Annotated in this window: 22 protein-coding genes; all 22 read right to left on the bottom strand. The window is 61.1% G+C overall.

What is annotated here, in order from left to right:
* Positions 1–17 precede the first annotated feature (17 nt).
* Positions 18–413: a 30S ribosomal protein S8 gene (rpsH, locus tag WS87_RS02435; RefSeq protein WP_006477185.1), complete on the bottom strand. Its 396-nt coding sequence runs from the start codon at positions 411–413 to the stop codon at positions 18–20.
* Between the two features lie 14 nt (positions 414–427).
* Positions 428–733, bottom strand: coding sequence for a 30S ribosomal protein S14 (gene rpsN, locus WS87_RS02430; RefSeq protein WP_006482884.1), 306 nt, complete (start codon positions 731–733; stop codon positions 428–430).
* Between the two features lie 7 nt (positions 734–740).
* Positions 741–1280, bottom strand: coding sequence for a 50S ribosomal protein L5 (gene rplE / locus WS87_RS02425; protein WP_006482882.1), 540 nt, complete (start codon positions 1278–1280; stop codon positions 741–743).
* 16 nt (positions 1281–1296) lie between these two features.
* Positions 1297–1605, bottom strand: a complete 309-nt coding sequence (gene rplX / locus WS87_RS02420; RefSeq protein ID WP_006477187.1) for a 50S ribosomal protein L24 — start codon at positions 1603–1605, stop codon at positions 1297–1299.
* 9 nt (positions 1606–1614) lie between these two features.
* Positions 1615–1983 (bottom strand): 50S ribosomal protein L14, encoded by a 369-nt coding sequence (gene rplN / locus WS87_RS02415; protein ID WP_006752929.1) that lies wholly within the window; start codon positions 1981–1983, stop codon positions 1615–1617.
* A gap of 309 nt (positions 1984–2292) precedes the next feature.
* On the bottom strand, positions 2293–2565 hold the full coding sequence (rpsQ, locus tag WS87_RS02410) for a 30S ribosomal protein S17 (RefSeq protein ID WP_006752928.1): 273 nt from the start codon (positions 2563–2565) through the stop codon (positions 2293–2295).
* The gene (gene rpmC / locus WS87_RS02405) at positions 2562–2756 is read right to left on the bottom strand and encodes a 50S ribosomal protein L29 (RefSeq protein ID WP_006400652.1); all 195 of its coding nucleotides are present in this window, start codon (positions 2754–2756) and stop codon (positions 2562–2564) included. The genes rpsQ and rpmC overlap by 4 nt, the downstream gene beginning before the upstream one ends.
* A gap of 9 nt (positions 2757–2765) precedes the next feature.
* Positions 2766–3182 (bottom strand): 50S ribosomal protein L16, encoded by a 417-nt coding sequence (gene rplP / locus WS87_RS02400; protein ID WP_059468475.1) that lies wholly within the window; start codon positions 3180–3182, stop codon positions 2766–2768.
* Positions 3183–3184: 2 nt separating this feature from the next.
* Complete coding sequence (rpsC, locus tag WS87_RS02395; protein WP_006482899.1) at positions 3185–3985, bottom strand: 30S ribosomal protein S3; 801 nt, start codon at positions 3983–3985, stop codon at positions 3185–3187.
* An 11-nt stretch (positions 3986–3996) separates the two neighbouring features.
* Entirely contained in the window at positions 3997–4326 is a 330-nt protein-coding gene (rplV, locus tag WS87_RS02390; protein ID WP_004199272.1) for a 50S ribosomal protein L22, read from the bottom strand.
* A 12-nt stretch (positions 4327–4338) separates the two neighbouring features.
* Entirely contained in the window at positions 4339–4614 is a 276-nt protein-coding gene (gene rpsS / locus WS87_RS02385; RefSeq protein WP_004199273.1) for a 30S ribosomal protein S19, read from the bottom strand.
* A 10-nt stretch (positions 4615–4624) separates the two neighbouring features.
* A complete protein-coding gene (rplB, locus tag WS87_RS02380; protein ID WP_006482900.1) occupies positions 4625–5452 on the bottom strand; it encodes a 50S ribosomal protein L2 in 828 nt (275 codons plus the stop codon).
* A 2-nt stretch (positions 5453–5454) separates the two neighbouring features.
* Entirely contained in the window at positions 5455–5769 is a 315-nt protein-coding gene (gene rplW / locus WS87_RS02375) for a 50S ribosomal protein L23 (protein WP_004199275.1), read from the bottom strand.
* On the bottom strand, positions 5766–6386 hold the full coding sequence (gene rplD / locus WS87_RS02370) for a 50S ribosomal protein L4 (RefSeq protein ID WP_006477192.1): 621 nt from the start codon (positions 6384–6386) through the stop codon (positions 5766–5768). Before rplD ends, rplW begins: the two co-directional genes overlap by 4 nt.
* Entirely contained in the window at positions 6386–7036 is a 651-nt protein-coding gene (rplC, locus tag WS87_RS02365; protein WP_006752926.1) for a 50S ribosomal protein L3, read from the bottom strand. The genes rplD and rplC overlap by 1 nt, the downstream gene beginning before the upstream one ends.
* A 178-nt stretch (positions 7037–7214) precedes the next feature.
* On the bottom strand, positions 7215–7526 hold the full coding sequence (gene rpsJ / locus WS87_RS02360; protein WP_004199280.1) for a 30S ribosomal protein S10: 312 nt from the start codon (positions 7524–7526) through the stop codon (positions 7215–7217).
* 286 nt (positions 7527–7812) lie between these two features.
* Positions 7813–9003 carry an elongation factor Tu gene (gene tuf / locus WS87_RS02355; RefSeq protein ID WP_006482910.1) on the bottom strand — a complete coding sequence of 397 codons (1191 nt, stop codon included), beginning with the start codon at positions 9001–9003 and terminating at the stop codon, positions 7813–7815.
* Between the two features lie 41 nt (positions 9004–9044).
* On the bottom strand, positions 9045–11147 hold the full coding sequence (gene fusA / locus WS87_RS02350; RefSeq protein WP_059535572.1) for an elongation factor G: 2103 nt from the start codon (positions 11145–11147) through the stop codon (positions 9045–9047).
* Positions 11148–11270: 123 nt separating this feature from the next.
* The gene (gene rpsG, locus WS87_RS02345; RefSeq protein WP_034209730.1) at positions 11271–11741 is read right to left on the bottom strand and encodes a 30S ribosomal protein S7; all 471 of its coding nucleotides are present in this window, start codon (positions 11739–11741) and stop codon (positions 11271–11273) included.
* Between the two features lie 172 nt (positions 11742–11913).
* Positions 11914–12294 (bottom strand): 30S ribosomal protein S12, encoded by a 381-nt coding sequence (gene rpsL, locus WS87_RS02340; protein WP_006400662.1) that lies wholly within the window; start codon positions 12292–12294, stop codon positions 11914–11916.
* A gap of 227 nt (positions 12295–12521) precedes the next feature.
* Positions 12522–14369 carry a DNA helicase RecQ gene (recQ, locus tag WS87_RS02330; RefSeq protein WP_059535570.1) on the bottom strand — a complete coding sequence of 616 codons (1848 nt, stop codon included), beginning with the start codon at positions 14367–14369 and terminating at the stop codon, positions 12522–12524.
* A 241-nt stretch (positions 14370–14610) separates the two neighbouring features.
* A complete protein-coding gene (rpoC, locus tag WS87_RS02325; RefSeq protein ID WP_059820866.1) occupies positions 14611–18852 on the bottom strand; it encodes a DNA-directed RNA polymerase subunit beta' in 4242 nt (1413 codons plus the stop codon).
* Positions 18853–18858 lie beyond the last annotated feature (6 nt).

Here is an 18858-nt window from a genome sequence, read left to right as displayed (position 1 = left end):
TTTCTCTCTCCTCGGCTTTAAGCGACGTAGCAGATGACTTCGCCGCCGACGCCGGTAGCGCGCGCCTTGCGGTCGGTCATCACGCCCTTCGGCGTCGACACGATTGCCACGCCCAGGCCATTCATGACCTGCGGAATGTCGTTACGGCCGCGGTACACGCGCAGACCAGGCTTCGACACGCGCTCGAGGCGTTCGATGACCGGGCGACCTGCGTAGTACTTCAGCGCGATATTCAGTTCGGACTTCGCACCTTCCGCCTTGACGGCGAAATCGTCGATATAACCTTCGTCCTTCAGGACTTGCGCGATTGCAACCTTGACCTTCGACGAGGGCATCGCGACCGATACCTTCTCGACCATCTGCGCGTTGCGGATGCGAGTCAGCATATCGGCGATAGGATCACTCATGCTCATTTACGTTTCTCCTATTACCAGCTCGCCTTGGTCAGGCCAGGAATCTCGCCACGGAATGCGATTTCACGAATCTTGTTACGCGCGAGGCCGAATTTACGGAACGTGCCACGCGGACGGCCCGTGATCGCGCAGCGGTTACGCTGGCGGGTCGGGTTTGCGTTGCGGGGCAGTTGCTGCAGCTCAAGGCGTGCTTCGTAGCGCTCTTCTTCCGACTTGCTTTGGTCTTCGACGATCGCCTTCAGCGCTTCGCGCTTTGCTGCGAACTTCGCGACCAGGCGGGCGCGCTTCTTTTCACGTTCGATCAGTGCCAGTTTAGCCACGGTAACCTCAGTTTCTGAACGGGAACTTGAAGCTGGCGAGCAGTGCCTTTGCTTCGTCGTCGGTCTTCGCAGTCGTCGTGATGCTGATGTTCAGCCCACGCAGTGCGTCGATCTTGTCGTAGTCGATTTCGGGGAAAATGATCTGCTCTTTCACACCGATGTTGTAGTTGCCGCGGCCATCGAAAGCACGGCCCGACACACCGCGGAAGTCACGCACGCGGGGCAGGGCAACGGTCACGAAACGGTCGAGGAATTCGTACATCGCACGACCACGCAGCGTCACCATCGCGCCGATCGGGTAGCCCTGGCGGATCTTGAAGCCTGCGATTGCCTTGCGAGCCTTCGTGACGACCGGCTTCTGACCAGCGATCTTCGTGAGGTCGCCAACGGCGTTCTCGATGATCTTCTTGTCAGCGATCGCTTCGCCAAGACCCATGTTCAGCGTGATCTTGGTGATGCGCGGCACTTCCATGACCGACTTGTAACCGAACTTCTCGATCAGGCCGGGCACAACCTTTTCTTTGTAAAACTCTTGAAAACGAGCCATTTTTTACTCCGCTGCGTCAGGCGCTCAGTACGGCACCGGTCGTCTTCAGGAAGCGAACCTTCTTGCCTTCCTCGACCTTGATGCCAACACGCGACGCCTTGCCATTCGCGTCGACCAGTGCGACGTTCGAAATATGCAGGGGCATCGTCTTCGCTTCCACGCCGCCCGTCGTACCCTTCATCGGGTTCGGCTTCACATGCTTCTTGACGAGGTTGATACCTTCAACCGTCACATGTTCTGCACCGACAGCCAGCACGACGCCGCGCTTGCCCTTGTCCTTGCCAGTGACGACGATAACTTCGTCACCTTTGCGAATCTTGTTCATCGCGACTCCTTACAGCACTTCCGGCGCCAGCGAAACGATCTTCATGAATCGTTCGCTACGCAGCTCACGCGTCACCGGCCCGAAGATACGGGTGCCGATCGGCTCAAGCTTGTTATTCAAAAGCACAGCGGCGTTGCCGTCGAACTTGATCAGCGAGCCGTCTTGACGGCGAACACCCTTGGCGGTGCGGACCACCACGGCGTTGTAGATTTCGCCTTTCTTCACGCGCCCGCGCGGCGTTGCTTCTTTGACGGTCACCTTGATGATGTCGCCAATGCCGGCATAACGACGCTTCGAGCCGCCGAGCACCTTGATGCACATGACTTCACGCGCACCCGTGTTGTCGGCTACTTCGAGCCGAGATTCGGTCTGGATCATGGTTTGTCTTTCCCAACTTAATCCGGATGCACCACCATGATGCATTCGGTCAGTCTTGGTCCCGTCAGCCAATCGGCTGCTTGGGTTGGAACAGCAGCGACGGCAAACGAAACCCGCCATCGCAATTCGGTGAATCTTTCGGACAGGCTGGCGCCAGTCCGCTTCCCCCACCAACTTCGCCCGCGACGGGGCTCCCATAAAGAGGGAAGACCGGGATTATAACAAATAATCCCGGTCACGCAAGCAAAAACTTTGCGATTTCAAGCACTTCTTGGCGAAGTGCCTGTTACTGCCTACTGCTCTGCCCGCTTAGATGACGCGAGCTGCTTCGACGAGGCGCGACACCGTCCAGGCCTTCGTCTTCGAAACAGGACGAGTTTCCTGGATTTCGACGAGATCGCCTTCGTTGCAGGTGTTCGCTTCATCATGCGCGTGGTACTTCTTCGAGCGCACGACATACTTGCCGTAGATCGGGTGCTTGACGCGGTGCTCGATCAGCACGGTGACGGTCTTGTCCATCTTGTTGCTGACTACCCGACCGACCAGCGTCCGCTTCAGCGAGGTTTTCACGCTATCGTTCATTTCTGGTTCGCCTTCTGAGTCATGACGGTCCGCACACGTGCGATGTCGCGACGAACCTTCTTCAGCTGGCTCGTGTTCGTGAGCTGCTGGGTCGCGAGTTGCATGCGCAGGCCGAATTGCGCCTTCAGCAGGTCCGCCAGCTCCTTGTTGAGCGCGGCCTGGTCTTTCTGGAGAAGTTCGGAAGCCTTCATGTTTTCTCCTTAGGCGCCGAGCTGGCGCACGATGAACGTCGTCTTCAGCGGCAGCTTCGCTGCGGCCAGACGGAACGCTTCGCGTGCCAGTTCTTCGGTTACGCCGTCCATTTCATAGAGCATCTTGCCCGGCTGGATTTCGGCGACGTAGTACTCCGGGTTACCCTTACCGTTACCCATACGCACTTCTGCCGGCTTTTGCGAAATCGGCTTGTCCGGGAAGATCCGGATCCAGATGCGGCCGCCACGCTTGATGTGACGCGTCATTGCACGACGCGCCGCTTCAATTTGACGTGCGGTCAAACGACCGCGACCGATCGCCTTCAGACCGAATTCACCGAACGACACTGCGTTGCCGCGCGTCGCCTTGCCGGTGTTACGACCCTTCTGCTCTTTACGATACTTCCTGCGTTTCGGTTGCAGCATCGTTATTCTCCCGTCTTGCCGTCTTCGGGCTTGCCGGCGCCACGGCGCGGTGCGCCACGACGAGCACCCGGAGCGCCGCCTTCGCCGTCACGGCGCGGACGACGGTCGCCCGGACGCGCATTGCGACGCGGACGCTTGTCTTCGGCTACTTCTTCGACCACCGGCGCGTCATTGCGGCCGAGCGTGTCGCCCTTGTACACCCATACCTTGACGCCGATGATGCCGTAGGTCGTCTTCGCTTCCGAGGTCGCGTAGTCGATGTCGGCACGCAGCGTGTGAAGGGGCACGCGACCTTCGCGATACCACTCCGTACGAGCGATTTCGATACCGTTCAGACGGCCTGCGCTCATGATCTTGATGCCTTGGGCACCCAGACGCATCGCGTTCTGCATCGCACGCTTCATCGCGCGACGGAACATGATCCGGCGCTCGAGCTGTTGCGTGATCGAGTCAGCGATCAGTTGCGCATCGGTTTCCGGCTTGCGGATTTCTTCGATGTTGACGTGAACCGGCACGCCCATGCGGCGTTGCAGTTCCGTCTTCAGCTGTTCGATATCCTCGCCCTTCTTGCCGATGACGACGCCCGGACGCGAGCTGTAAATCGTGATGCGCGCGTTCTTTGCCGGACGCTCGATGACGACCCGACCGACCGAAGCGTTCTTCAGCTTCTTCTTCAGGTATTCACGAACACCGATGTCTTCCTGCAGCATCGCCGCGAAATTGTTGTTGTTCGCGTACCAACGCGAAGCCCAATTGCGGCTGACAGCCAGGCGGAAGCCAGTCGGATGAATTTTCTGTCCCATCGTATGGCTCCTTAATTCCCGACCGTCACAGTGATGTGACAGGATTGCTTCTCGATGCGGTTACCGCGGCCCTTGGCGCGCGCGGTGAAACGCTTGAGCGATGCAGCCTTGTCGACGTAGATGCTCTTGATCTTGAGCTCGTCGATATCAGCGCCTTCGTTGTGCTCCGCATTCGCGATTGCCGACAGCACAACCTTCTTCACGATGCCAGCCGCCTTCTTCGGCGAGAACGTCAGAACGTTCAGCGCCTTGTCGACCGGCAAACCGCGGATCTGGTCAGCCACAAGGCGCGTTTTTTGCGCCGAGATGCGGGCACCGCGATGAATTGCTTTCACTTCCATCTTGATTGCCCCTTATTTCTTGGCCTTCTTGTCGGCCGCGTGACCCTTGAACGTACGGGTCAGTGCGAACTCGCCAAGCTTGTGGCCGACCATGTTTTCCGAGATGTACACCGGAACGTGTTGACGGCCGTTGTGAACAGCGATCGTCAGGCCGATGAAATCCGGCAGAATCGTCGAGCGACGCGACCAGGTCTTGATCGGCTTTTTGTCGCGCGAAGCTGCAGCCGCCTCAACTTTCTTCAGCAAATGGGCGTCGCAGAACGGACCTTTTTTTACAGAACGTGCCATTGCCTACTCCTTAACGCTTGTGACGGCGCTGGACGATCATCGTCGTCGTGCGCTTGTTGCTGCGGGTGCGGTAACCCTTAGCCGGCGTACCCCACGGGCTCACCGGGTCGCGACCTGCAGCCGTCTTGCCCTCACCACCACCGTGCGGGTGATCAACCGGGTTCATCGCAACACCACGCACCGTCGGGCGGATACCGCGCCAGCGGTTCGCGCCAGCCTTGCCGATTTGGCGCAGGCTATGCTCTTCGTTGCCGACTTCACCGATCGTTGCACGGCACTCGATGTGCACGCGGCGGATTTCGCCCGAACGCAGACGAACCTGCGCGTAGACGCCTTCACGTGCCAGCAGCATGGCCGACGTGCCAGCCGAACGCGCCATTTGCGCGCCCTTGCCCGGCAGCATCTCGATGCAGTGGATCGTCGTACCGACCGGAATGTTGCGGATCGGCAGCGTGTTGCCTGCACGGATCGGCGCTTCCGAACCCGACATCAGCTGTTGGCCGACGGTCAGACCCTTCGGGGCGATGATGTAGCGACGCTCGCCGTCTGCGTAGAGCACCAGCGCGATGTTCGCGCTACGGTTCGGGTCGTACTCGAGACGCTCGACCTTTGCCGGGATGCCGTCCTTCGTGCGACGGAAATCGACGATACGGTAATGCTGCTTGTGACCACCACCCTTGTGACGCGTGGTGATGCGGCCGTTGTTGTTACGGCCGGCGGTCGAGCTCTGCGAGTCGAGCAGTGCCGCGAACGGCTTGCCCTGGTGCAGATTCTTGTTGACCACCTTGACCATCGCGCGGCGACCCGGCGAAGTCGGTTTAACTTTCACGATTGCCATGATTACTTGGCCTCCGCTTCAAAGTTGATTTCCTGGCCGGGCTTCAGGCAAACGTACGCCTTCTTCACGTCCTTACGGCGACCCATCGAACGGCCGAAGCGCTTTTGCTTGCCCTTCTGAACCAGCACGTTGACCGAATCAACTTCAACCTTGAACAGCAGCTCGACAGCCGCCTTCACTTCCTGCTTCGTGGCATCCGGTGCGACTTCGAACACGACTTGCTCGTTCTTGTCGGCAACCAGCGTCGCCTTTTCCGAGATCACCGGTGCGAGCAGGACCTGCATCAAACGATGATCGTTCTTGCGAATCTCGCTCATGACAGCAACTCCTCGATCTGGGCGACCGCAGCCTTCGTGACCAGCACTTTCTTGAAGTAGATCAGCGACAGCGGGTCAGCGTAGCGCGGCTCGACAATCGCCACGTGCGGCAGGTTGCGCGAAGCCAGGTACAGGTTCTCGTCGACCGTGTCCGTAATGATCAGCACGGAGTCGAGACCCATGGTCTTGAATTTGTCAGCCAGCAGCTTGGTCTTCGGCGCTTCGAGGATGATGTCCTCGACGACCGACAGGCGGCCTTCACGGGCCAGCTGCGAGAAGATCGAGCAGAGACCTGCGCGATGCATCTTCTTGTTGACCTTGTGCGAGAAGTTCTCTTCCGGCGAGTTCGGGAAGATGCGACCACCGCCACGCCACAGCGGGCTCGACGACATACCGGCACGAGCGCGGCCCGTACCCTTCTGACGCCACGGCTTCTTGGTGGTGTGCTTGACTTGCTCACGGTCCTTCTGTGCGCGGTTACCCTGGCGAGCATTCGCCTGGTACGCGACGACGACCTGGTGGATCAGCGCTTCATTGTAGTCACGACCGAACACGACGTCCGACGCGTTGACCACTGCACCTTCCTGACCATTTTCGTTCAGGAGCTTGAGTTCCATTATTTCGCCCCCTTGGTCTTGACGGCCGGCGTCACGAAAACCTTGCCGCCCTTCGCGCCCGGAATCGCACCCTTGACGAGCAGCAGCTTGCGCTCTGCGTCGATACGAGCGATTTCGAGGTTCTGCACCGTCACCGTAACGTCACCGAGGTGACCCGTCATGCGCTTACCCGGGAAAACGCGACCCGGATCCTGCGCCATACCGATCGAGCCCGGCACGTTGTGCGAGCGCGAGTTACCGTGGGTAGCACGGCCGGAGGAGAAGTTGTAACGCTTGATCGTACCGGCGTAGCCCTTACCGATCGACACGCCTTGCACGTCGACCTTCTGGCCCACTTCGAAAAGATCAGCACCGACCACGGCGCCATTCGACAGCTCAGCTGCCTTGGCCGCGTCAATGCGGAATTCCTTGAGGATTTCACCGGCTTCGACACCGGCTTTGGCGAGATGACCTGCCAGCGGCTTCGTCACGCGCGATGCGCGGCGGGAGCCGAATGCAACCTGCACGGCCGTGTAGCCGTCGGTTTCAACAGTCTTGATCTGCGTCACGCGGTTGTCCGACACGTCCAGCACGGTGACGGGAATCGAATCCCCTTCAGCCGTGAAGATACGGGTCATGCCAACCTTGCGACCTACGAGTCCAAGGCTCATCATTTTCTCCATTCCCGACTGCGATTGGTCGGGGCTGATTTACAAAATGCCGGGCACGCAAGGCCCAACTTTTTTACGCGAATACGCGAAAAGCCAAGCAGTATAGCCCGACTTCTCGATTTCCGCAAGCAATACAAAGACTTAGCACCGCCCGGCACACCGGATGGCGTCGAAAGCCTTACTGCAGCTTGATTTCCACGTCGACGCCAGCCGGCAGGTCGAGCTTCATCAGCGCGTCAACCGTCTTGTCGGTCGGATCGACGATGTCCATCAGGCGCTGGTGGGTACGGATTTCGAGCTGATCGCGCGACGTCTTGTTGACGTGCGGCGAACGCAGGATGTCAAAACGCTGAATGCGCGTCGGCAGCGGCACCGGGCCACGGACGATTGCGCCAGTCCGCTTCGCGGTATCGACGATTTCGGCAGCCGATTGATCGATCAGACGATAGTCGAAAGCCTTCAGGCGAATGCGGATTTTCTGTTGCTGCATGACGATTCCTTGAAAAGAGCGAGGCGATGTTGCATCGCCGGACACTAAAAGAACGCGAAACCTGTTGCCTGCGGGGAGCGAGGCGCCAGCTTCCGAACGGTACTTCCACTGCTAAGCCCGCGATTCTACACGAAAAATCGGAATGGTGGTGTGCGTTTGTCAAGACGGCTACGCGCGCGCCACAAAGACAAAACCGGGTGCCAGATCAAACTGGACACCCGGTTTCGACGGTACGACTGCCTACCGCGGAATCGCGGACCCCGGAGGGATCCGCGGATCGTCGATGTTACTCGATGATCTTGGCGACGACGCCGGCGCCGACGGTACGGCCGCCTTCGCGGATTGCGAAGCGCAGACCTTCTTCCATCGCGATCGGAGCGATCAGCTTCACCGTGATCGACACGTTGTCGCCCGGCATCACCATTTCCTTGTCCTTCGGCAGCTCGATCGAGCCCGTCACGTCCGTCGTACGGAAGTAGAACTGCGGACGGTAGTTGTTGAAGAACGGCGTGTGACGGCCGCCTTCGTCCTTGCTCAGCACGTACACTTCAGCCGTGAAGTGCGTGTGCGGCGTGATCGAACCCGGCTTCGCCAGAACCTGGCCACGCTCCACGTCTTCACGCTTCGTGCCGCGCAGCAGGATACCGACGTTGTCGCCTGCCTGACCTTGGTCCAGCAGCTTGCGGAACATTTCAACGCCCGTGCAGGTCGTCTTCACCGTCGGCTTGATACCGACGATTTCGATTTCCTCGCCGACCTTCACGATGCCGCGCTCGACACGACCCGTCACCACCGTACCGCGACCCGAGATCGAGAACACGTCTTCCACCGGCATCAGGAATGCGCCGTCAACTGCACGCTCCGGCGTCGGGATGTACGTGTCCAGTGCGTCTGCCAGGCTCATGATCGCCACTTCGCCCAGCTCGCCCGTGTCGCCTTCCAGCGCCAGCTTCGCCGAACCCTTCACGATCGGCGTGTCGTCGCCCGGGAAGTCGTACTTCGACAGCAGTTCGCGAACTTCCATCTCGACCAGCTCGAGCAGTTCAGCGTCGTCCACCATGTCGCACTTGTTCAGGAACACGATGATGTACGGAACGCCAACCTGACGCGCCAGCAGGATGTGCTCACGCGTTTGCGGCATCGGGCCGTCTGCTGCCGAGCAAACCAGGATCGCGCCGTCCATCTGCGCTGCGCCCGTGATCATGTTCTTCACATAGTCAGCGTGGCCCGGGCAGTCGACGTGTGCGTAGTGGCGGTTTGCCGTTTCGTACTCGACGTGTGCCGTGTTGATCGTGATGCCGCGCGCCTTTTCTTCCGGTGCCGCGTCGATCTGGTCGTAGGCCTTCGCTTCGCCGCCGAACTTCTTCGTCAGAACCGTCGTGATCGCTGCCGTCAGCGTCGTCTTGCCGTGGTCAACGTGACCAATCGTACCAACGTTGACGTGCGGCTTGGTCCGCTCAAACTTTTCTTTTGCCATGATTCTCTTCTTTCAAAAAATATCGGTTGGTAGCTTCAGATTTACTTCGACTTCGCGCTGATGATCGCTTCAGCAACGTTGCGCGGAGCTTCAGCGTAGTGCTTGAACTCCATCGTGTACGTTGCACGACCTTGCGTCAGCGAACGCAGCGACGTCGAGTAACCGAACATTTCCGACAGCGGCACTTCGGCGCGAACGATCTTGCCGCCGCCAACCATGTCTTCCATGCCCTGGACGATACCGCGACGGCCCGACAGGTCGCCCATCACGTTGCCCATGTAGTCTTCCGGCGTCTCGACTTCGACAGCCATCATCGGCTCGAGGACGACCGGGTTCGCCTTGCGCATCGCTTCCTTGAACGCCATCGAACCGGCCATGCGGAACGCGTTTTCGTTCGAGTCAACGTCGTGGTACGAACCGAACGTCAGGTGAACCTTCACGTCGACGACCGGGAAGCCAGCCAGCACGCCCGACTTCAGCGTGTCCTGGATACCCTTGTCGACCGCCGGGATGTATTCACGCGGAATCACACCACCCTTGATCTCGTCGAAGAACTCGTAGCCCTTGCCCTGTTCGTTCGGCTCGAGCGTGATGACCGCGTGACCGTACTGGCCGCGACCACCCGACTGCTTGACGAACTTGCCGTCGACGTCCTTCGCCGTCGAACGGATCGTTTCGCGGTATGCAACCTGCGGCTTGCCGACGGTCGCTTCCACGCCGAATTCACGCTTCATCCGGTCGACCAGAATTTCGAGGTGGAGCTCGCCCATGCCCGAAATGATGGTCTGGCCCGATTCTTCGTCGGTCTGCACGCGGAACGACGGGTCTTCCTGCGCCAGACGGTTCAGCGCGAGGCCCATCTTTTCCTGGTCAGCCTTGGTCTTCGGCTCGACAGCCTGCGAAATCACCGGCTCCGGGAACACCATGCGCTCGAGAACGATCGGGTTCGCCGGGTCGCACAGCGTGTCGCCCGTGGTCGCTTCCTTCAGGCCGACCGCAGCAGCGATGTCGCCTGCACGGACTTCCTTGATTTCTTCACGCTGGTTCGCGTGCATCTGCAGAATACGGCCGAGGCGTTCCTTCTTGCCCTTGGTCGAGTTCAGCAGCGTGTCGCCCGAGTTGACGACGCCCGAGTACACACGGAAGAAGATCAGTTGGCCGACGAACGGGTCGGTCATGATCTTGAACGCGAGCGACGAGAACTTCTCGTCGTCCGACGCCTTGCGCTCTGCTTCTTCACCGTTTTCGAGCTCGCCCTTGACCGGCGGGATGTCGACCGGCGACGGCAGGAAGTCGATCACGGCGTCGAGCATACGCTGCACGCCCTTGTTCTTGAACGCGGTACCGCACAGCATCGGCTGGATTTCGCACGCGATCGTACGGTCGCGCAGCGCCTTGACGATGTCGGCTTCCGGCAGATCGCCTTCTTCCAGGTACTTGTTCATCAGGTCTTCGCTGGCTTCGGCAGCCACTTCGACCATCTTTTCGCGCCATTCCTTGCAGGTCTCGGCGAGCTCGGCCGGGATGTCGACGTAGTCGAACTTCGTGCCTTGCGACGCTTCGTCCCAAATGATCGCCTTCATCTTGATCAGGTCGACCACGCCCTTGAAGTTTTCTTCCGAGCCGATCGGCACCACGACCGGAACCGGGTTCGCCTTCAGGCGCAGACGGAGTTGGTCGTAGACCTTGAAGAAGTTCGCGCCGGTACGGTCCATCTTGTTGACGAACGCGAGACGGGGCACCTTGTACTTGTTAGCCTGGCGCCACACCGTTTCCGACTGCGGCTGCACGCCGCCCACTGCGCAGTACACCATGCACGCGCCGTCGAGCACGCGCATCGAACGCTCCACTTCGATCGTGAAGTCGACGTGGCCCGGGGTGTCGATGATGTTGATGCGGTGTTCCGGATAGTTGCCGCCCATGCCCTTCCAGAAGGCCGTGGTAGCAGCGGACGTGATCGTGATGCCACGCTCCTGTTCCTGCTCCATCCAGTCCATCGTTGCTGCGCCGTCGTGGACTTCACCGATCTTGTGGTTCACACCGGTGTAAAACAGAATGCGCTCGGTCGTCGTCGTCTTGCCGGCGTCGATGTGAGCGCTAATACCGATATTGCGGTAGCGCTCGATAGGAGTCTTGCGAGCCACTTTGATCCTCTACTGGGATAACACGATGCAGCCCTGCTGCATCATGCTTCAACACAAACGGGCGAGGCGCCTGAAAAGCGCACCCGCCCGGAATTTATTTCCGCAAACAGCCCAGCCAGGCGCTTAGAAGCGGAAATGCGAGAACGCGCGGTTGGCTTCTGCCATGCGGTGAACTTCATCGCGCTTCTTCATCGCGCCGCCACGGCCTTCGGCCGCTTCGGTGAGTTCGCCTGCCAGACGCAGAGCCATCGACTTCTCGCTGCGCTTCTTCGCAGCCTCACGCAGCCAGCGCATCGCCAATGCCATACGACGCGACGGGCGCACTTCGACCGGAACCTGATAGTTGGCACCACCAACGCGACGGCTCTTCACTTCGACCACCGGCTTCACGTTGTTGAGCGCAACGGTGAACACTTCCAGCGGGTCCTTGCCACCCTTGGTCTGGATTTGTTCGAATGCGCCATAAACGATGCGCTCTGCGACCGACTTCTTGCCGGACAGCATCAGCATGTTCATGAACTTGGCTACATCAACGTTGCCGAACTTCGGATCCGGCAACACTTCCCGCTTGGGGACTTCGCGACGACGCGGCATGATTCTTCCTTTACCTGTTCAGTTGGAGCTGCATCCAGCCCCGCGGTCACCAACAAACCCGATCACATCTTCACGACTAACCAGCTTGGCCGGGTGACCACTTACTCGACAGCACCGGCAATCCGGCACTCCCGCCTTGACCGCCCTGCGGCGATCCCTGATCAAAAACTGCTTACTTGGCAGCCTTTGCACGCTTCGCGCCGTACTTCGAGCGCGCTTGCTTACGGTCCTTGACGCCCTGGGTATCCAGCGAGCCGCGAACCATGTGGTAACGCACACCCGGCAAGTCCTTCACACGGCCGCCGCGGATCAGCACAACCGAGTGTTCCTGCAGGTTGTGGCCTTCACCGCCGATGTACGAAATCACTTCGAAGCCGTTCGTCAGACGAACCTTGGCGACCTTACGGAGTGCCGAGTTCGGCTTCTTCGGCGTCGTCGTGTACACACGGGTGCACACGCCGCGACGCTGGGGGCAGTCCTGCAGGGCCGGGCTCTTGCTCTTCGTCGTTTCCGACTGACGGCCTTTGCGAACCAGTTGGTTGATGGTTGGCATTGTTTATTCCTGAAATTGAACAAAATCTGCACATCGATTTCGGGCAAAGCGAGAATCGACGCACAGTTGACTTCCGAACCGGCGATACGGACACGAACCTTCGAACGCGACTCGGCCCACCGAATACCGGAACCCAGCATGATATTCCGGAAATGCCAACTAAGTCAACGGCTTGCGTGATTTGCCAGCCGCGCGGGCGGTTTACCGGAAGGGTCGGAACACCTGTGTCATGCCGATTCGACGACGTCGATGATCTCGTCGCCGAAGCGTTCCAGCTTGCGCACCCCCATGCCGGGGATATGGCGCAGGTCGTCGATCGTCTCCGGCGCGTTGCGCGCGATTTCGGCCAGCGTCGCGTCGTGGAAGATCACATAGGCCGGCACGCCGTCGGACTTCGCGGTTTCCGCGCGCCACGCGCGCAGCGCATCCCAGCGTGCGCGCTCGCGCGTGCCCATGCCGGCCGTCGGGTCGACCCGCGTGCCGCTGCGGCTCGACGACTGGCGCGTGCGCTGCGGCTTCACGTAGCGGCGCAGCGTGACCTTCTCTTCGTTCTTCAGCACCGGCTTCGCGGCCTCGGTGAGCATCAGCGCGCCGAAGCCGCCATGGTCGACCGCCAGATAGCCGTACGCCACGAGCTGCCGGAAAATCGCGCGCCACTCGGGCTCGGACAGCGACGCGCCGATCCCGAACGTACTGAGCTGGTCGTGGCCGCGCTGCAATACCTTCTCGGTGCGGCCGCCGCGCAGGATCTCGATCAGATGGCTCGAACCGAAATTGAAGCCGCTCGCGCGCTGCGCGCGGAATACGCACGACAGCGCCATTTGCGCCTCGCGCGTCGCGTCCCACGAATCGGGCGGCTCGAGGCACGTGTCGCAGTTTCCGCACGGCTGGCTCGCCTCGCCGAAGTAGTTCAGAAGCCGCACACGCCGGCACGAGATCGTCTCGCACAGCCCGAGCAGCGCATCGAGCTTCGACGTCTGCACGCGCTTGTGCGCGTCGTCCGCATCGGACTCGTCGATCATCTTGCGCTGTTGGACGACGTCGCCGAGCCCATACGCCATCCACGCGTTCGCCGGCATCCCGTCGCGGCCCGCACGGCCGGTTTCCTGGTAGTAGCCTTCGACGCTCTTCGGCAAATCGAGATGGGCGACGAAGCGCACGTCCGGCTTGTCGATGCCCATGCCGAACGCGATGGTCGCGCACATCACGATGCCTTCCTCGCGCTGGAACATTTCCTGGTGCTTCTGTCGCACCTCGAACTCCATCCCCGCGTGGTACGGCAGCGCGCGCACGCCCTGTGCCTTCAGCCATTCGGCCGTTTCCTCGACCTTGCGGCGCGACAGGCAGTAGACGACGCCTGCGTCGGTCGTACCGTCCGCGTTCGTGTGCTCCGCGCGGATGAAGTCGAGCAGCTGTGCGCGCGCGTTGTCCTTCTCGACGATCCGGTAGCGGATGTTCGGCCGGTCGAAGCTCGACACGAACACGCGCGCATCGTCGAGCGCGAGGCGATGGATGATCTCGTCTCGCGTGATCGCGTCGGCGGTTGCCGTCAGCGCGATGCGCGGCACCGACGGGAAACGCTCGTGCAGCACCGACAGCTGGATGTATTCGGGACGGAAGTCATGCCCCCACTGCGACACGCAGTGCGCCTCGTCGATCGCGAACAGGCCGATCTTCGCGCGCTCGAGCAGGTCCAGGAAACGCCCGGTCATCAAACGCTCCGGCGCGACGTACAGCAGGTCGATCTCGCCCTCGCGCAGCGCGCGCTCGGTCGCCGCGGCCTCCGCGCCCGACAGCGTCGAGTTCAGGTAGGCCGCGCGCACGCCGACTTCGCTGAGCGCGGCGACCTGGTCCTGCATCAGCGCGATCAGCGGCGATACCACGATGCCGGCGCCCTGCCCGGCTTCGCGACGCAGCAGCGCCGGAATCTGGTAGCACAGCGACTTGCCGCCGCCCGTCGGCATCAGCACGAGGCAATCGCCGCCGCCGGCGACATGTTCGACGATCTCGCCCTGCTGGCCGCGAAATGCGGAATAACCAAAGACTTCGTCGAGGATTTCGAGGGCGCGGGACATGAATGATGAGAACGAGGACGGCGGACGATGACCGCGATTTTAACAACCCGCTCGCGCAGCGCGCGGCGAATCGTGCATCGTTGGCCAATCGACCGAGTTCGTTCGCGCGCATGACGGGCCTGCGCAAGCGTGCAGCAAGCCCGTCATGCACGTGAACGACGGATAAAAAAAACCGCCCGGCGGACCGGGCGGTTTCGACGACAGCGAATACGCAACGTGAGGCGGCTCGCGCCGCCCGTGCTTATTCGGCTGCCGGGTGTTGCGGCTCTTCCGCAGGCGCGCTCGGCGTGCCGAAGTCGAATGCCTCTTCCGCTGCGATCTGATCGAAACGCTCGCGGTCGGACATCTCCTTCGCCTTGCGTGCCTTGTGGAACGCGAGACCCGTACCGGCCGGGATCAGACGGCCGACGATCACGTTTTCCTTCAGACCGCGCAGATCGTCGCGCTTGCCCATGATCGCCGCTTCGGTCAGCACGCGGGTCGTTTCCTGGAACGATGCCGCCGAGATGAACGAGTCGGTCGACAGCGACGCCTTCGTGATACCGAGGAGCACGTTGTCGTACGACGCCGGACGCTTGTTCTCGGCGATCATGCGATCGTTCTCGTCCAGCATGTCGGAACGCTCGACCTGTTCGCCCGGGATGAAGCGCGTATCACCGTTGTCGGTGATCTGCACACGACGCAGCATCTGGCGAACGATCACCTCGATGTGCTTGTCGTTGATCTTCACGCCCTGCAGACGATACACGTCCTGCACTTCGTCGACGATGTAGCGCGACAGCGCCTCGATACCCTGCAGACGCAGGATGTCGTGCGGATCGGCCGGGCCGTCCACGATCATTTCGCCCTTGTTGACGACCTGAGCATCGTGGACCAGCACCTGCTTTTCCTTCGCGATCAGGAACTCGTGCTGATTGCCTTCGAGGTCCGTGATGACGAGACGCTGCTTGCCCTTCGTGTCCTTGCCGAACGACGTCGTGCCGGTGACTTCCGCGAGAATGCCGGCATCCTTCGGCGAACGCGCTTCGAACAGTTCCGCCACCCGCGGCAGACCGCCGGTAATGTCACGCGTCTTCTGCGCTTCGGTCGGGATACGTGCGAGCACTTCACCCACCTGCACTTGCTGGCCGTCCTTCACGGTGATCAGTGCGCCGACCTGGAAGCCGATCTGCACTGCGTGTTCCGTGCCCGGGATCTTCACTTCGTCGCCGTTCGCGTCGAGCAGCTTCACCTGCGGACGCACGCTCTTCGAAGCTTGCGAACCGCGACGCTTCACGTCGATCACGACCAGCGTCGACAGGCCGGTCACGTCGTCGATCTGCTTCGCGACGGTCACGCCTTCCTCGACGTTCTCGAACTTCACCGTACCACCGTACTCGGTGATGATCGGACGCGTCATCGGATCCCACGTCGCCAGCTGCGTGCCGGCCTTGATCGCCGCGCCGTCGAGCTGCAGCAGCGTCGCGCCGTACGGGATCTTGTGACGTTCGCGCTCGCGGCCGATATCGTCGGTGATCAGCGCCTCGCCCGAACGCGAGATGACGATCTGCTCGCCCTTCGCGTTGGTGACGTAACGCATCGTCGCCGTGAAACGCACGATACCGTTGCTCTTCGCTTCGACCGACGACGCCACTGCCGCACGCGATGCCGCACCACCGATGTGGAACGTACGCATCGTCAGCTGCGTGCCCGGTTCGCCGATCGACTGTGCCGCGATCACGCCGACTGCTTCGCCGACGTTCACGAGCGAGCCGCGGCCGAGGTCACGGCCGTAGCAGGCCGCGCACAGGCCGTAACGCGTTTCGCAGGTCAGCGGCGTGCGCACGCGCACTTCGTCGATGCCGAGGCGTTCGATTTCCTCGACCGCCGTTTCGTCGAGCAGCGTGCCCGATTCGTACAGCGTTTCCTGCGTTTCCGGGTTCACGACGTCCGCGACCGCGACGCGGCCGAGGATACGGTCGCGCAGTGCCTCGACGACTTCACCGCCTTCGACCAGCGCCTTCATCGCCACGCCGTTCGACGTGCCGCAATCGTCCTCGACCACCACCAGATCCTGCGTGACGTCGACGAGACGACGGGTCAGGTAACCCGAGTTTGCCGTCTTCAGTGCCGTATCAGCCAGACCCTTACGTGCACCGTGGGTCGAGATGAAGTACTGCAACACGTTCAGGCCTTCGCGGAAGTTCGCGGTAATCGGCGTCTCGATAATCGAGCCGTCCGGCTTCGCCATCAGGCCGCGCATACCGGCAAGCTGACGAATCTGCACCGCCGAACCCCGGGCGCCCGAGTCGGCCATCATGTAGATCGAGTTGAACGACTCCTGGCGCGTCTCGTTGCCGTCGCGGTCCGTCACCGGCTCCGTCGACAGCTGCTCCATCATCGCCTTGCCGACCGCTTCCGACGTTGCCGACCAGATGTCGACCACGTTGTTGTAGCGTTCCTGCGCGGTGACGAGACCCGACATGTACTGGCGGTCGTACTCTTTCACCTTCTTCGCGGCGTCGCCGACGATCGTTTCCTTCTGCGGCGGCACGAGCATGTCGTCCACGCAGATCGAAATGCCGGCGCGCGTCGCGAGACGGAAACCCGACTGCATCAGCTGGTCGGCGAACACGACCGTCGCACGCAGACCGCACTTGCGGAATGCGGTGTTGATCAGGCGCGAGATTTCCTTCTTCTTCAGCGGCTTGTTCAGCACCGAGAACGGCAGGCCGTGCGGCAGGATCTCCGACAGGATCGCGCGACCGACGGTCGTCGCGTACAGCGAGATCTTCGGCACGAATGCCGGCGCGCCTTCCGACTTGTCTTCGTTGTGGACCATTTCGGTGATCCGCACGTTGACGCGCGATGCCAGCTCGACTTCCTTGTTCTCGTACGCGCGGATCACTTCCGACACGCCCGTGAACGACAGGCCTTCGCCCTTGCCGTTGATCGCTTCGCGGGTCGCGTAGTACAGACCCAACACGATATCCTGCGACGGCACGATCGACGGATCGCCGTTGGCCGGGAACAGCACGTTGTTCGACGCCAGCATCAGCGTCCGCGCTTCCATCTGCGCTTCGAGCGACAGCGGCACGTGAACGGCCATCTGGTCACCGTCGAAGTCAGCGTTGAACGCCGCGCAGACGAGCGGGTGCAGCTGGATCGCCTTGCCTTCGATCAGCACGGGCTCGAACGCCTGGATACCGAGACGGTGCAGCGTCGGCGCACGGTTCAGCATCACCGGATGCTCGCGGATCACCTCTTCGAGGATGTCCCACACCACCGGCGTCTGGTTCTCGACTTCCTTCTTCGCAGCCTTGATGGTCGTCGCGACGCCCATCACTTCCAGCTTGTTGAAGATGAACGGCTTGAACAGCTCGAGCGCCATCAGCTTCGGCAGACCGCACTGGTGCAGCTTCAGCGTCGGGCCGACCACGATGACCGAACGGCCCGAGTAGTCGACGCGCTTGCCCAGCAGGTTCTGACGGAAACGACCGCCCTTGCCCTTGATCATGTCGGCGAGCGACTTCAGCGGACGCTTGTTCGCGCCCGTCATCGCCTTGCCGCGACGACCGTTGTCGAGCAGCGAGTCGACGGCTTCCTGCAGCATCCGCTTTTCGTTGCGGACGATGATTTCAGGGGCCTTCAGCTCGAGCAGACGCTTCAACCGGTTGTTACGGTTGATCACGCGGCGATACAGGTCGTTCAGGTCCGACGTCGCGAAACGGCCGCCGTCCAGCGGCACGAGCGGACGCAGTTCCGGCGGCAGCACCGGCAGCACTTCGAGGATCATCCACTCGGGCTTGATGCCCGAGCGCTGGAATGCCTCGAGGACCTTCAGGCGCTTCGCGTACTTCTTGATCTTCGCTTCCGAGCCGGTGTTCTTCAGCTCGGTGCGCAGCGTCTCGACCTGCTCGTCGATGTTGATCGCGCGCAGCAGTTCACGCACGCCTTCCGCGCCCATTTCGGCACGGAATTCGTCGCCGTATTCCTCGACCTTGTTGTAGTAATCCTCTTCGGTCATGATCTGCCGCGCCTTCAGCGGCGTCATGCCCGGTTCGATCACGACGTATGCTTCGAAGTACAGCACGCGTTCGATGTCGCGCAGCGTCATGTCGAGCACCATGCCCAGACGCGACGGCAGCGACTTCAGGAACCAGATGTGCGCGACCGGCGAGGCCAGTTCGATGTGGCCCATCCGTTCACGACGCACCTTCGCCAGCGTCACTTCGACGCCGCACTTCTCGCAGATCACGCCGCGGTGCTTCAGACGCTTGTACTTGCCGCACAGGCACTCGTAGTCCTTGATCGGCCCGAAGATCTTCGCGCAGAAGAGACCATCGCGTTCCGGCTTGAACGTACGGTAGTTGATGGTCTCCGGCTTCTTCACTTCACCGAACGACCACGAACGGATCTTGTCCGGCGAGGCCAGACCGATCTTGATCGCGTCGAAAACTTCTTCCTGTTGGACTTGCTTGAATAGATCGAGCAGAGCTTTCATTGCTTT

The sequence above is a fragment of the Burkholderia sp. MSMB0856 genome, assembly GCF_001524645.2.
Classification (GTDB): Bacteria; Pseudomonadota; Gammaproteobacteria; order Burkholderiales; family Burkholderiaceae; genus Burkholderia; species Burkholderia diffusa.
Note: the sequence above shows the minus strand (reverse complement) of the source record. Positions and strands in the feature narration are given on the sequence as shown.